13 protein-coding genes and 1 tRNA gene are annotated in these 14304 nt (G+C 69.7%); 10 read left to right on the top strand and 4 right to left on the bottom strand.

What is annotated here, in order from left to right; all coding sequences use genetic code 11:
• Window positions 1-39: 39 nt before the first annotated feature.
• Window positions 40-1044: a selenide, water dikinase SelD gene (gene selD / locus AB0L53_RS34180; protein ID WP_364002830.1), complete on the bottom strand. Its 1005-nt coding sequence runs from the start codon at window positions 1042-1044 to the stop codon at window positions 40-42.
• 72 nt (window positions 1045-1116) lie between these two features.
• Between selD and AB0L53_RS34175 the strand changes: the two genes are divergently transcribed.
• The 5 genes from AB0L53_RS34175 to fdhA all read left to right on the top strand — a co-directional run bounded on the left by AB0L53_RS34175 (window position 1117) and on the right by fdhA (window position 6682).
• A tRNA-Sec gene (locus tag AB0L53_RS34175) sits at window positions 1117-1209 on the top strand.
• A gap of 15 nt (window positions 1210-1224) precedes the next feature.
• Window positions 1225-2544, top strand: a complete 1320-nt coding sequence (selA, locus tag AB0L53_RS34170; RefSeq protein WP_364002827.1) for an L-seryl-tRNA(Sec) selenium transferase — start codon at window positions 1225-1227, stop codon at window positions 2542-2544.
• Complete coding sequence (locus AB0L53_RS34165; RefSeq protein WP_364002825.1) at window positions 2544-4349, top strand: SelB C-terminal domain-containing protein; 1806 nt, start codon at window positions 2544-2546, stop codon at window positions 4347-4349. The genes selA and AB0L53_RS34165 overlap by 1 nt, the downstream gene beginning before the upstream one ends.
• 158 nt (window positions 4350-4507) lie before the next feature.
• Window positions 4508-5401, top strand: a complete 894-nt coding sequence (locus AB0L53_RS34160) for an MIP/aquaporin family protein (protein WP_364002822.1) — start codon at window positions 4508-4510, stop codon at window positions 5399-5401.
• Between the two features lie 54 nt (window positions 5402-5455).
• Window positions 5456-6682, top strand: coding sequence for a formaldehyde dehydrogenase, glutathione-independent (fdhA, locus tag AB0L53_RS34155; protein ID WP_364002819.1), 1227 nt, complete (start codon window positions 5456-5458; stop codon window positions 6680-6682).
• 79 nt (window positions 6683-6761) lie between these two features.
• Here the strand turns inward: fdhA and AB0L53_RS34150 are convergent, their stop codons facing one another.
• Window positions 6762-8138: a serine hydrolase domain-containing protein gene (locus AB0L53_RS34150; protein ID WP_364002816.1), complete on the bottom strand. Its 1377-nt coding sequence runs from the start codon at window positions 8136-8138 to the stop codon at window positions 6762-6764.
• 165 nt (window positions 8139-8303) lie between these two features.
• Between AB0L53_RS34150 and AB0L53_RS34145 the strand changes: the two genes are divergently transcribed.
• The 5 genes from AB0L53_RS34145 (at window position 8304) to AB0L53_RS34125 (ending at window position 12266) form a co-directional block, all read left to right on the top strand.
• Window positions 8304-9212, top strand: a complete 909-nt coding sequence (locus tag AB0L53_RS34145; protein ID WP_364002814.1) for an N-acyl homoserine lactonase family protein — start codon at window positions 8304-8306, stop codon at window positions 9210-9212.
• The gene (locus tag AB0L53_RS34140; RefSeq protein ID WP_364002811.1) at window positions 9199-9663 is read left to right on the top strand and encodes a winged helix DNA-binding protein; all 465 of its coding nucleotides are present in this window, start codon (window positions 9199-9201) and stop codon (window positions 9661-9663) included. Before AB0L53_RS34145 ends, AB0L53_RS34140 begins: the two co-directional genes overlap by 14 nt.
• A gap of 145 nt (window positions 9664-9808) precedes the next feature.
• Window positions 9809-10513 carry a ThuA domain-containing protein gene (locus AB0L53_RS34135; protein WP_364002808.1) on the top strand — a complete coding sequence of 235 codons (705 nt, stop codon included), beginning with the start codon at window positions 9809-9811 and terminating at the stop codon, window positions 10511-10513.
• On the top strand, window positions 10498-11589 hold the full coding sequence (locus tag AB0L53_RS34130; RefSeq protein ID WP_364002806.1) for a Gfo/Idh/MocA family oxidoreductase: 1092 nt from the start codon (window positions 10498-10500) through the stop codon (window positions 11587-11589). The genes AB0L53_RS34135 and AB0L53_RS34130 overlap by 16 nt, the downstream gene beginning before the upstream one ends.
• Before the next feature lie 146 nt (window positions 11590-11735).
• Window positions 11736-12266, top strand: a complete 531-nt coding sequence (locus tag AB0L53_RS34125; protein WP_357943333.1) for a phospholipase — start codon at window positions 11736-11738, stop codon at window positions 12264-12266.
• A 29-nt stretch (window positions 12267-12295) separates the two neighbouring features.
• Here AB0L53_RS34125 and AB0L53_RS34120 read toward each other — a convergent pair whose 3' ends face one another.
• Window positions 12296-12850 (bottom strand): cysteine hydrolase family protein, encoded by a 555-nt coding sequence (locus tag AB0L53_RS34120; RefSeq protein WP_364002803.1) that lies wholly within the window; start codon window positions 12848-12850, stop codon window positions 12296-12298.
• Between the two features lie 100 nt (window positions 12851-12950).
• Window positions 12951-14261, bottom strand: coding sequence for a glycosyltransferase family 4 protein (locus AB0L53_RS34115; protein ID WP_364002800.1), 1311 nt, complete (start codon window positions 14259-14261; stop codon window positions 12951-12953).
• Between the last annotated feature and the right edge of the window lie 43 nt (window positions 14262-14304).

The following is a 14304-nucleotide window of genomic DNA, read 5'->3' as shown; positions in this document are numbered from 1 at the left end:
GTTGGTTACGAACTGCTGATCGACTTCGGGCAAGTACTGTCAGCGGAGCCGCAGGTGAGGGCCGGCCAGGGGGACCAGTTCGCCGATGACCGGCGCGCCGGGGATCTCGCCGGCCACCAGCAGGCCGCCGGAGGTCTGGGCGTCGGCGAGTAGTAGCAGGTCGTCCTCGCCGTAGCCGCCGGGATCGAGCCAGGGGCGGACCCAGTCGAGGTTGCGGCGGGTGCCGCCGCTGACGTAGCCGTCGCGTACCGCCTCCCGGGCCCCTTCCAGGTACGGTACGGCCGCCACGTCCACCACGGCCGTGACGCCGCTCGCCCGGGCCAGCTTGTAGAGGTGGCCCACCAGGCCGAACCCGGTCACGTCCGTCGCGCACCTCGCTCCGGCGGCCAGCGCGGTCCGGGAGGCGTCACGGTTCAGGGCGGTCATCGCCGCGACCGCCTGCGGGAACACCTCGCCGGTTGCCTTGTGCCGGGTGTTGAGCGCCCCGATGCCGAGCGGCTTGGTGAGGGAGATCGGCAGTCCGGGTCGGCCGCCGTCGATGCGCAGCAGCCGGGCGGGGTCTGCCAGGCCGGTGACGGCCATGCCGTACTTCGGCTCCGGGTCGTCGACGCTGTGGCCGCCCGCGACGTGGCAGGCCGCCGCCGTGGCCACGTCCAGGCCGCCGCGCAGAACCTCCTTGGCCAGCTCCATGGGCAGCTTGTCCCTTGGCCAGCCGAGCAGGTTGACCGCCACCAGCGGCTCCCCGCCGACCGCGTAGACGTCCGACAGGGCGTTGGCCGCCGCGATACGGCCCCAGTCGTAGGGGTCGTCGACCACCGGGGTGAAGAAGTCGGCGGTGGCCACGATCGCCCGGCCGCCGTCGATACGGACCACGGCCGCGTCGTCCCCGTCGTCCAGCCCGATGATCAGCTCCCCTGTGGCGCCGGGGCCATGCGCGCGGAGTTCCGCCACCACGGCTTCCAGCTCGCCTGGTGGGATCTTGCAGGCGCAGCCGCCTCCGTGCGCGTACTGCGTCAGCCGGACCGTCTCGGTGGTGCGTGTCATGGCGCCCTCGGGTGGCTCGCGACGGGTGTGGCGTTTGAGGTCATACCCGCTGTGACGGGTAGGTTCTGCGTTGGAGGCGTCTGGGCGCCTGGTGGCCCCCGCGGTCTTCAAAACCGACGAGGCCGAGGTCCTCGGCCTGGCGGGTTCGATTCCCGTCCGCCTCCGTTCTATTTTCGAAGGGTGGACCCACGCAGGCACGTACCCCGTACGGATGCCGTACTCGCCGATCCGCGGCTGGTGGCGGCGGGCGGGCGGCTGGGCCGGTCGGTCGTCAAGGACGCGGTGGCGTGGGCGCAGCAGCGGGTGCGGAGCGGCGAGATCGGTCCCGAGGAGGTCGCCGACGCGGCGGTGGCGGCGCTCCCGCCGCGGGCCGCGAGTCTGCGCGCGGTGATCAACGCGACCGGCGTGCTGGTCCACACCAACCTGGGCCGGGCGCCCCTGTCGCCCGCCGCGATTGAGGCGATGGTCGCCGCGGCCGGTGTCGCCGACGTGGAGTTCGACCTGAAGACCGGCACTCGGGCCCGGCGCGGGCGGGGTGCGCTGGACGCGCTCGCCCGTGCTGTGCCGGCCGCCGAGGACGTACACGTCGTCAACAACAACGCCGCCGCGCTCGTCCTCGTGGCGACCGTGCTCGCCGCCGGCCGGGAGATCGTGATCAGCCGGGGCGAGCTCGTGGAGATCGGCGACGGGTTCCGCATCCCCGACCTGCTCGTCTCCACCGGGGCGCGACTGCGCGAGGTCGGTACGACCAACCGCACCTCCTACCGCGACTACGCGGCGGCCGTGGGGCCGGAGACCGGATGCGTGCTCAAGGTGCACCCGTCGAACTTCCGGATCGACGGCTTCACCGGCTCCGTCGAGGTACGCGAGCTGACCGGGCTCGGTGTGCCCGTCGTCGCCGACATCGGCTCGGGGCTGCTGGCGCGCGAGCCACTGTTGCCCGAGGAGCCGGACGCGGCGACCGTACTGGCGGCCGGGGCGGACCTGGTGACGGCCAGCGGCGACAAGCTGCTCGGCGGACCACAGGCGGGTCTCCTTCTCGGCCGCCGTGACCTGGTCGAACGCTGCAGGCGGCACCCGCTCGCCCGCGCATTGCGAGTCGACAAGCTGACGCTGGCCGCGCTGGAGGCCACGCTCCGCGGTCCTGTCACGCCCGTCCGGCTGGCGCTGCATGCCGATCCGGCGGCGCTCGACGACCGTGCCGCGGCCCTCGCCGGGCTGCTCGCCGAGGCGGGAGTCGACGCGCGGGCGGTGCCGAGCCAGGCCGCCGTCGGGGGCGGTGGGGCGCCCGGGGTGACGCTGCCGAGCGCCGCCGTCAGCCTGCCCGAACGGCTCGCCGCACCGCTGCGCGCTGGTGATCCCCCGGTGGTCGGCCGGATCGAGGGCGGGCGGCTGCTGCTGGACCTGCGCACCGTTCCCGGCGACCGCGACGATGATGTGGCCCGCGCGATCCTCGGGGCGAGTGGCCTCGGGGTGAGTGGCTTCGAGGCGGGCGGCTGATGTACGTCGTGGCCACGGCGGGTCACGTCGATCACGGTAAGTCCACGCTGGTGCGGGCTCTCACCGGGATGGAGCCCGATCGGCTGGAGGAGGAGCGGCGGCGGGGGCTGACGATCGAGCTGGGGTACGCGTGGACCACGCTGCCTTCGGGGCGGTGCCTCGCCTTCGTGGACGTACCGGGGCATGAGCGGTTTCTCAGCACGATGCTGGCGGGGGTCGGTCCGGTGCCGGCGGTGCTGTTCGTGGTGGCGGCGGACGAGGGCTGGATGCCGCAGTCCGAGGAGCATGTGGTGGCGCTGGAGGCGCTCGGCGTACGGCACTGCCTGCTCGCGGTGACCCGAGCCGACCTCGCCGACCCCGACCCCGCCCTCGACCAGGCGCGCACTCGCCTGACCGCAGGTCTTGGCGTGGTCGAGGCGGTGGTGGTGAGCGGGCTGACCGGGCAGGGACTTGATGAGTTGCGGGCGGCGCTGGACCGGCTGGTCGCCGCGCTGCCCGCGCCCGATCCGGCGGCGCCGGTCCGGTTGTGGATCGACCGGGCGTTCAGTGTGACCGGCAGCGGCACGGTCGTGACCGGGACCCTGCCCGCGGGCACCATCTCGGTGGGCGACGAGCTGGCGCTGGACGGCGAGCCGATACGAGTGCGGGCGCTGGAGTCCCTGAAGGAGCCGGTGTCCTCGGTGACCGGCGTCGCCAGAGTGGCGGTCAACCTGCGCGGCCACGGCTTCCCCGAGCGAGGCCGGGCCCTGGTCACACCCGGCCGGTGGACGTGGACGGACCTGGTCGACGTCCGGATCTCCCCTGTGGGGCCGGAAAGGGGGGTCGTTTCGGCGGGCGGGGAGGAGCGGCGGCTGCCCCGGCGGTTGACCGCGCACATCGGGTCGGCGGCGGTGGGGTGTGAGGTGCGGCCGCTCGGCGGGATCGTCGTACGGCTGCGCTTGGCCCGCCCGCTCCCGCTCCACCTCGGAGACGTGCTGCTGCTGCGTGACCCTGGCCGCGACCGGGCCGAGGTGCGGGTGCTGGCGGGGGCGAGCGTGCTCGACGTGCGCCCGCCCGCGCTCGGCCGCCGGGGCGCGGCGCGGGCGCACGCCGCCCGGCTGGAGCCGGCCGCACCGGACGCCGCCTCCGCTCTGCGCGTCCACCGGCTGCTGCGCGCGGCCGACCTGACCGCCATGATCGGCACATCCGGCCCGGACTCGGACGTCGAGGCCGGTGACCTGGGCGGGGGGCCGGTCTGCGGGGACTGGTACGCCGATCCCGAGTACTGGGCCGAGTTGGGTGAGCGGCTGGTCGACACGGCGCGGCGGTACGCCATCGAGCACCCCCTGGAGCCTGGCATGCCGATCGAGGCGGCTCGCCATGCGCTCGGGCTGCCCGACCGGCAGTTGGTCGCCGCGCTGGTGCGGGTGCCGTTCACGCTTGCCGAAGGGCGGATCGTGACCCGGCCTGCTGGGCTGCCCGAGCCGGTGGCGCGGGCGGTCGAGCGGCTGAGGGGAGAGTTGGCGGCACACCCCTTCCAGGCGCCGGAGGCTGGGCGGTTGGCTGAGCTGGGGCTGGGGTCGCGGGAGGTGGCGGCGGCAGTACGGGCCGGGCGTCTGTTGCGCGTGGCCGAGGGGATCGTGCTCCTGCCTGGCGCGGACGTACGGGCGGCAGAGTTGCTGCGCCGCCTGCCGCAGCCCTTCACGGTCAGTCAGGCCAGGCGGGCCCTCGACACCAGTCGGCGGGTCGCGGTGCCGCTGCTCGAACACCTCGACCGGAGCGGGCTGACGCAACGCGTGGATGAGGTTCATCGCCGCTGCCTCTGATCACCCCGACAACCCCACGACAAGCCCGACAACCCACCGCAAACACCGTGGCAATCACTCGGACAATCACCCCCCACAATCGCCCTGACCTGGGTTTCTTCCGGAGGGCGGGTATATATTCGAGTTTGGGGATAAACCATCGTCATCGGGGGGTTGCGATGGTTGGAGACCTGCCGCGACGTCTTGTCGCGGAAGCCATCGGAACGATGTTGCTGGTTCTCTTCGGTGCTGGGTCCGTGGTGGCCGCGCTGGTCATGCAGAACGGCCGGCTGGACTACGCCGCCCTGGGCATCATCTCGTTCTCGTTCGCCGTGGTGGTCGCGCTCGTCATCTACGCCTTCGGCAGTACCTCGGGCGCGCACATCAACCCGGCGGTCACGATCGCCCTGGCCGCGGGACGCAGGTTTCCGTGGTCGGAGGTGCCGTTCTACATCGTCGCCCAGCTCGTCGGCGCGTTCGCCGGCGGGCTGTTGATCGTGGGCGGGTTCGGCCGGCGGGCGGTGGACAATGGCGTCGGGCTCACCGCGCTCGGCCAGGGCGTGAGCTATGGGCAGGGCATCCTGTTGGAGGCATTGGGGACGTTCCTGCTGCTGCTCACGATCATGGCGCTGGCGGTCGACCGGCGGGCGCCGAGCGGCTGGGCCGGTTGGATGATCGGATTGGCCGTGGCGTGCGAGATCTTCGTGCTCGGCCCGCTGACGGGTGGCTCCGTCAACCCGGCCCGTACGTTCGGGCCGTACCTGACGACCACGGTGTTCGGCGGTAGCGCGCCATGGTGGCAGTACGGCGTCTACATTGCCGGCCCGATCATCGGCGCGGTGCTGGCCGTCGTGGTGTACGACCTGGTGGCCCGCCCGATGCGCGAGCTGCCCGTGACGGCCGAGCAGGGCACCGCCGGAGAGATCATCGGCGCGCGGGGACAGGATCTGCCCGAGGCTGCTCAGGATGCCGCGGGTGACATCCCGACGGCCCGGCGCCCGCACGACGACCGGATCCGTGACCGAGTGGGGCACATCGGCCGCCGCCGCTGGCGCCCCGGCCATGGGGGGTGATCCGTGACCACGTGAGCGAACGAACATCCGCCACCTATCGGGCAAGGGGGAGTCATGCCCGGCAATAGGGGAGTTTCGTACGAGGGGCCAGGCAACGTCCAGGTACGCGAGACCGACTATCCCGAATTCGAGCTCAAGGACGGCCCGGGGGTAAACCCGGCCAACGTAGGGCGCAAACTACCGCACGCCGCCATCCTCAGAACGGTGGCGACGAACATCTGCGGCAGCGACCAGCACATGGTCCGCGGCCGCACCACGGCCCCGCCGGGCCTCATCCTCGGCCACGAGATCACCGGTGAGGTGATCGAAACCGGTTCCGACGTGGAGTACACCAAGGTCGGCGACCTCGTGTCCGTACCGTTCAACATCGCCTGCGGCCGCTGCCGCAACTGCAAGGAGGGTAAGACAGGCGTCTGCGAGAACGTCAACCCCGACCGGCCCGGCTCGGCGTACGGCTACGTCGACATGGGCGGCTGGGTAGGCGGGCAGGCCGAGTACGTCCTGGTGCCGTACGCGGACTGGAACCTGCTCAAGTTCCCCGACAAGGAACGGGCCATGGAGAAGATCCTCGACCTGGCCATGCTCTCGGACATCTTCCCGACCGGGTTCCACGGCTGCGTGAGCGCGGGGGTGAAGCCAGGATCGACCGTCTACATCGCCGGTGCCGGCCCGGTCGGCCTGGCCGCGGCGACCTCGGCGTTCCTGCTCGGAGCCGCCGTGGTCATCGTCGCCGACCTGAACAAGGAACGGCTGGACCAGGCCCACACCTTCGGCTGCGAGACGATCAACGTGGCCCTGGGCGAGCCGAAGGACCAGATCGAGCACATCCTGGGCGAGCCGGTCGTGGACTGCGCCGTCGACGCCGTCGGCTTCGAGGCCCGCGGCCACGGCGGGGAGTCGGACGTGGAGCGTCCCGCCACCGTGCTCAACACGCTGATGGACATCACCCGGGCGGGTGGCGCGCTCGGCATTCCCGGCCTGTACGTCACCGGTGACCCCGGTGCGCAGGACGAGGCGGCCAAGCATGGTTCGCTGTCCATCCGGATCGGCCTCGGCTGGGCCAAGTCGCACTCCTTCGTCACCGGCCAGTGCCCGGTCATGAGGTACAACCGCCAGCTCATGATGGCGATCCTCAACGACCGGGTGCAGATCGCGAAGAACGTCAACGCGACGCCGATCTCGCTGGACGACGCGCCGCGGGGCTACCACGAGTTCGACGAGGGGGCCGCGCGCAAGTACGTGCTCGACCCGCACGGCATGCTCGCCAAGACGGCGTCCTGACGACGCGGTCTCCACTGCGAGCGGCGCGACGCGCGACGCGCCGCTCGCAGCACGTCCAACGAGCGTCCCATCCGATCGATCACGATGAGGTCGTGGCCCGGCCGAACAGCCGGCCGGCGAGGTCGACACCCACGACCGTGCCGCGGTCGTCGCGGCTGAAGTAGCCGCGCTGCCCCTTCAGCCCGCCCTCGGTGATGATGTACTCGTCACCGTCGCCGGGCAGGAACCCGAAGGCGGCCGGCGCGTAGTCCGGGGGCATGTCGGCATCCGATGCCTGGCGGATCTCCGGCTTGATCCCGACCTCAAGGGTGAGCTGAAGCCCGTCGGTGGCGATGTCGAGGTTCATGGCGTCGATCTCGTAGCGGCCGACGACCTCCCGCGCCCGAGCCTCGTCGTAGGGAATCGGCTCGGGGTCCCGGTCGACCACGCCGAGGTAGTTCTCCAGTGCCCAGCGGACCACAGCCTGGTTGAAGGGGTAGCCGTCAGGGCCGCCGTTGGCCAGGGAGACGACGGCGAAGTCGTGTTCGGGCACGATGATCAGCTCGGCGAACTGACCGTTGCCCGATCCGCCGTGCCCGAAGGTACGGACTCCGTCCACCTCACGCAGGAACCAGCAGATGCCGAAGGCGTCGCCGAGCGTGCTGGCCCGCAGCTCGACCGTCGGCTCCTGCATGCGGTGCAGCGCCTCGGCGGGCAGCACACCGTCACCGGTGCCGAGGTGGAACCGGGCCCAGCGCAGCAGGTCGCTCACCGATGACACGCTGCCGCCGCCGGGGTAGTTGGCCTGCGAGCCGGCCCGCCATGACGTCCACGGCCGCGCGGCACGCATCGTGCCGTCCTCGCCCCGGTTGTAGCCCACGGCGAACCGCCGGATCATGACGTCATCGTGATCGAAGAAGGTGTTCGACAGCCCCACCGGCTCCAGGACCAGCGCGGCCACGGCCTTCTCGAAAGGCAGGCCGGTGACCTTCTCGATGACCCGCCCGGCCAGGTTGTAGCCGGCCTGGCTGTAGGAGGCCCGGGCGCCGGGTGGCGCGATCAACGTCAGCTCGTCCAGCTTCGCCACGAACGCGGCCAGGGAACCGGCGCCCTCATCGGTGTCGATCAGATTCCAGTCGAGCCCGGCGGTGTGGTTGAGCAGGTTCAGCACGGTGATCTGCGCGGCGGCGGCCTCGTCGGCGAGCCTGAGCTCGGGTACATAGCGGCGCACCGGCGCGTCCAACTCCACCTTGCCTTCGGCGACCAGGCGCATCAGCGCGGTCGCGGTGAAGGACTTGGTCACCGAGGCCAAGGGGAACAGCGTCTTGTCATCAACCGGCAGCGGGTTCTCAAGGCTCGTCACCCCGTGAGAGGCGACGAGCTCCTGGCCGCCGGTCAGCACCCCCACGGCAACACCGGGAATGCCGAACTCCTTGGCCGTCGCCTCGACGAACTCGGTCAGCTTCTCCTGCGACATCGTGTGTCCCTTCTTCTCCCGACCGTTCCCGGCGAGATCTCGTACGTTCTGGCGTGCAGGTAGGACGATGGCCGCCGTCGCTGATACGGGCCTGACAGCGCCGTGATACGCGCTCTCAATCCTGAGATAGTTGACACGACATATATGTCGTGTAATGTAATTCCCATGAGACACGAGATGATCAACCCGATCAAGCGGGTATCCGTGGTCAGCACCGGGACTGTGTCGATCCACCCGGAGCACGTGGCCGCCACCCGCAAACCGATGTACTGGTGGCTGTTCACCTCGCGCCAGTGGACGCCTCCGCTGCCGATCAACGTCTATGTGATCGAGCACGAGCGTGGGCTGGTGCTGTTCGACGCGGGCCAGGATCGGGCGTCGGTGACCGACGTCGGCTACTTCCCAGGCGGCATCACGGGAGTGATGTACGACCGGCTGGCCCGTTTCGACATCGGCCCCGGCGACACCCTCACCGCCCAGCTGGCCGCCGCCGGCTACGACATCGCGGACGTGCACACGGTGGTGATCTCCCACCTGCATCAGGACCACATCGGGGGACTGCGGGAGCTCACCGGCGCCGAGATCGTGGTCAGCGGCACGGAATGGCGGACGCTCGATGGAACCCTGCCCGAGCTGCGAGGGCTCCTGCGGTCCCACATCGACATCCCCGGGCTGCGCTGGCGGCACATCGAGTTCGGCGACATCCAGGATCCCGGGCTCGCGCCCTTCGCGACCGGCCACGACCTGTTCGGCGACGGCAGCCTTGTGCTGCTGCCCACCCCCGGCCACACCCCCGGATCACTGTCACTGCTGGTCCGTGGCTCCGGGCACCCGCCGCTGCTCATGGTCGGCGACCTGACCTACGACGCCCATCTGCTGCAGGAGGGCCATGTGCCCGGGGTCGGGGACAAGCGGCAACTGGACGACACCACCAAGGCGATCAACACGCTGCGGGAGAAGAACCCGGGCCTGGTGATCCTGCCGGCCCACGATCCGGGAGCGGCCGCCCGACTGGCGTCCGTGACGGCAGCACTTGCCAAGAGGCGACAGGCTTACTCACATGCGACCCGCTGAAGAACTCCGCTACCTGATCCTGGCCGCGCAGCGCGAAGGCAACCGGCTGCTCGGCCAGGCACTCAAGCCGCTCGGAGTCACGCCCTCCCAGGCCGAGGTGCTCCGCATCCTCGCCGATCGTCAGCCCCTCACGCTCAACGGGCTCGGCGAACTGCTGGTCTGCGAGAGCGGCAACAGCCCCAGCCGCCTGGTCGACCGGCTTACCACGATGGACCTCATCAACCGGCAGGTGTCCGCGCACGATCGCCGCCACATCGAGCTGTCCCTCACCGAAGAGGGCAGGCGCCTCGCCCGGCAGATCCTTACGATCGAAGATGATCTCTACCGATCCATCGACGCCGCCGCCGAGGGGCGCGACCTCGATCAGATCGCCGCTTTCCTCCGAGCGTTCGTCGCCGATCTGCCGGCAGGCCGGGCCCTGGCTCGCCGAATCGCCGAATCGGCGTCGTGAACTCGCTCGGATCGCCGAATCGCCGTCGTGGAGCTCGCCGAATCGCCAGCTCACCGGTTAAATCGAGCGGCATCTAACCTTTTGCCCGCTTTGGTGGTCAATGCGATGATCGGAGGCGTCGACTGCCGAGCGGATGGGTGAAAGCATGTCGGGTGATCATCGTCGGAAGGCTCTGGTGGTACGGGGCGGCTGGGAAGGGCACGCTCCGGTCGCGGCCACCGAGCTCTTTATCCCCTACCTGGAGAAGCAGGGGTTCGAGGTGAGCCGGGCGGACTCCCCGGCGCCGTACGCGGACTCCGCGTTCATGGCCGGGATCGATCTCATCGTGCAGTGCTACACGATGGGCACGATCGAGCCGGCCGAGCTCAACGGCCTGCGGGCCGCGATCGAGTCGGGCACGGGGATGGCGGGCTGGCACGGTGGCATCGCCGACTCCTACCGCAACTCCTCCGACTATCTGCACCTGATCGGCGGCCAGTTCGCCTGCCATCCGGGTAAGGAGCCGGCCGAGCGGCAGGGCTCGGCGGCGGACAACTTCGTCCCGTACACCGTGAACATGCTGCCCGAGGCGGCCGATCACCCCATCACGGAGGGCATCGCGGACTTCGGCCTCGTGACCGAGCAGTACTGGGTCCTGACGGACGACTACATCGACGTGCTCGCCACGACGACGCAGCAGGTCCGCCCATGGGACCCCTGGCATCGGGAGGTCACCTCGCCGGCGATCTGGACCAGGCAATGGGGGAGTGGGCGGATCTTCGTCGCGACCCCGGGGCACAGCCTCGACGTCCTGGAGGACGAGAACGTACGCACCATCATTGAGAGGGGCATGCTGTGGGCCAGCCGGTGAACGTGGGCGTCGTCGGATGCGGCGCCATCTCGGCGCAGTATTTCCAGACCATCGACCGGCTGCCGGAGCTGCGGCTCGTCGCGGTGGCCGATCTGGACCTTGACCGGGCGCGGGAGGCGGTGCGGCCCTATGCGGGCGTCGACGTGCTGAGCGTGGCGGAGCTGCTGGCCGACTCGCGGATCGACATCGTGCTCAACCTCACCATTCCGGCCGCCCACGCCGAGATCGCGCTCCAGGCCATAGCGGCCGGCAAGGACGTCTATTGCGAGAAGCCCCTTGCCGCGACCGCCGAGCAGGCCGCCGGGATGCTGCGGGCGGCCGACGCCGCTCAGGTGCGCGTGGGGTGCGCGCCGGACACCGTGTTGGGCACGGGTACGCAGACGGCGCGCAAGGCGATCGACGACGGCCTGATCGGCAGGCCCATCGCGGCGACCGCGACGATGATGACGCCCGGTCACGAACGCTGGCACCCTAACCCAGACTTCTACTACGTCTCCGGCGGCGGCCCGCTCCTGGACATGGGGCCCTACTACGTGACCAGCCTGGTGACGCTGCTCGGCCCAGTGGCGTCGGTCGTCGGCGCGGCCAGCCGTACGCGGGCCAAGCGCACGATCGGCTCCGGACCCCGCCAGGGCGAGGAGATCCCGGTGACGGTGGACACACACGTCACCGGAGTGCTCGTCCACACCTCGGGAGTGCTGTCCACGCTGGTGATGAGCTTCGACGGGGCGGCGACCAAGGCGCCCAACATCGAAGTGCACGGCGAGACGGGCTCGCTCGTCGTGCCCGACCCGAACTACTTCGACGGATCCGTCCTGGTCTCAGGGGTCGGTGAGGGCGACTGGCGGACTCTCCCCGTGGGGGCCGGCTACGTCGAGGGCGGGCGCGGGGTGGGTCTGGCCGACTTCGCCGCGACCCCGGCGGGCGAGGAGCCTCGTACGAGTGGCTCGCTGGCCTTCCACGTGCTCGACGTCATGGAGTCGCTGCTGGCCTCGGCGCACTCCGGCGCGGCGGTGACCATCACGAGCACCTGCGAACGCCCTTCGCCGGTGAATCTGACTCAGCCCATCGACTAGAGGTAAATGTCCGTTTTGCTCGAACTTCTTGGCGGAAATTAAGCAAGATCTGCTTCTGCATTGCCCGGGATTTCGCTTCATCGTTAGACCGTCAGGTGAACCTTGCCATGACCATTCACCTCCCCGGGCAAGAGAAGCAGGTCCTCATGGTCAGACGATCCCTCGCCACGTTAGCCGCCGTCGTCACCTCCCTGATCGCCGTCCTCGCGTTCGCCCTACCGGCCCACGCTGTGACTCTGGAGCAGAAACTCGCCGCGCTCTCCGGATTCAGCCAGCCCACCGCCGCCAGCGCGGCCTCCTGGCGGGCCGCCTGGCAGAACCAGGCGGCGTGGGCCGACTACGCCTTCGACTGGTCCACCGACCTGTGCTCCAGCAGCCCCGACCAGCCCCTTGGTTTCGATTTCCGGATGCCGTGCCGGCGACACGATTTCGGCTACCGAAACTACAAGGCCGTAAGCCAATTCCCGGCCAACAAGGACCGTATCGACAGCGCCTTCTATTTCGATATGAAGCAGGTGTGCGCCGGATACTCGGGAGTCTCCAAGGCCACCTGTGACGGCCTCGCCTGGACGTATTACCAGGCGGTCCGGCAGCTGGGTGACCTCGTCGTCACCGACGACCAGATCCAGCGGGTCAAGCGGGACGCCGAACGGAACGCCCAGAACGCCGACGCCTAAAACCGGTGGAGACGGAGGATGCCGTCGGCTCAGTCGCCGAACGTCACATCCTTCGTCTCCACCACCGCGGCAGTGCGGCCGGGCGCCGTGTGGTAGCGCCAATAGAGGTTGGTGTGCGCGATGACCTTGTCCGGCGGCGGAGCGCCCCACGCGCTCTGGTCCTCCGTCGTGTGCGCGTCACCGACGAGCGTCACGTCGTAGCCACGGACGAAGGCGCCGTGAATCGTGGACCGGATGCATTCGTCCGTCTGCGCCCCGGTCACGATCAGACGTCCGATTCCGGCCCCGGCCAGCACCTCCTCCAGGTCGGTGTCCTCGAAGGAGTCGGCGAACGTCTTGTGCACCAGCGGCTCCGCCTCCCGGCGGACCAGCTCCGGGACGTATTGCCAGGCGTCGCTCCCTTTCACCAGCTGCTCGCTCGAGTGCTGGACCCAGACGATCGGGACACCCTCTTCGCGAGCCCGGTCGACGAGCGTGCCGATGTTGGCGACGACCACGTCACGCTGGTGCGTATCCGCCACGATGCCGTTCTGGACGTCGATCACCAGCAAGGCGGTGTTGGGTCGATCTGACAGCGTGGTCACGATGATCTCCTCACGATGATCTCCTCACGATGATCTCCTCTGTCCGCCGGACATGCCACGTGGGCCACACTAGGCCGCGCCACCGACAATCCACCGACCCTCAGCGTGGCGAGGCTTCCCGGATGGTCAGGAGCCAGGTCTCGAAGTCCGAGACCGCGTCGTCCATCGTCCGCTGAACCACCTCTTTGACCGCGGTCCTGGCCAGCCTGTGACGCAGCGCGGCGTCGTCGAGCAGCCGGACGATGCCCTCGGCCAGCGCCTCCGGATCTCGCGGCGGGCAGAGCAGCGCCGTGCGATCGTGCTCCGCGTAGCTCTCCATGCCGTGGTTCCGCGTCGTGACCAGCGCGGCCCCACAGGCCATGGCCTCGGCGCCGGGAAAACCGAATCCCTCGTACTCCGACGGCACCGCGAACACGGCCGACCGGTTGTACAGGCCGCGCAACCGGGCGTCGCTCGGCCCCGGATGGTGCTCGATCCAGAAGGGCAGCCGGTCGGCGTCATACGCGCCGAAGCACCACGCCCGCACCACCCCGGGGCGCGCCTCCCGCGCCAGCTCCAACGCGGTGATCGCGTCGCCGGTCCGTTTCGACCATTCGCGGCGCGCCGGAAACCCGACCAGGACCCGCTCCGCCGAGTCGATCGGGGTCCGCAGGAAGAAGGTCGAGCTGTCGACGGCACATTCCACCAGAGCGCACGGCGCGCCGGAAACGCTCTCGACGATGGACCGCAGCCGCCGCGCGCCCACGGCGATGGGCCAGCCGGTACGCATGGCCGCTTCCATCGCCTCCCGCGCCGCTCCGTCGGGACGCAAATAGCTTTCGTAGTCCTGCAAGAACAATGCCTTAAGGCCCAGATACGCGGGAAGGGCGGCCACAAGCGGCACGACCTGCCAGGTCGTCGCCAGTACGACGTCGAAGGGATCGTGCCGTCCGGAAAGCGTATGGAGAAAATCGGCCGGGTCGGATACCAAAACGCTGCGGGTCCGAGGCCCGGCGGAGAACCACGGGTGCGGATGGGCGTCCGCCGGCATTATCGGCGCGACCGCCCTGGTCGGCGGCCCGAGAGGGTGGCGTACGGGCCGCCGCGGGTGGACGAGCAGAATGTCATGACCCCTTTCCCCCAGGCGGGAGGCATAGGAGTAGACCGTCTTGAGCGCACCGATAGGCGCGGATGAGGCCCTGGCCATGATGAATGCCACGCGCACGGTCATCGCCTCCCAGTAAGCGATTCCATAGACGAGCTTCTTGCGCGGGCGGGTATTCGGAAACCTCGACTGCAGCCCTGCCCCTGTCGCTAGAGCGCCTTCTTCACTAGATACGAAGCCAGACGGGAAATCAACGTCGCCAGTTGGCCTTTTCTGGTGAAATATCCCGATGGAACGGACGCGGCACCTGGTGGGCGAGATGCTCATCTACTGCCACCTGGAGATCACCCTCGCCTGGCAGTGCGATCAT

This window comes from Nonomuraea sp. NPDC052129, assembly GCF_040680095.1.
In the GTDB taxonomy this organism is placed as follows: Bacteria; Actinomycetota; Actinomycetes; order Streptosporangiales; family Streptosporangiaceae; genus Nonomuraea.
This window is presented reverse-complemented; position numbering and strand designations above follow the sequence as displayed.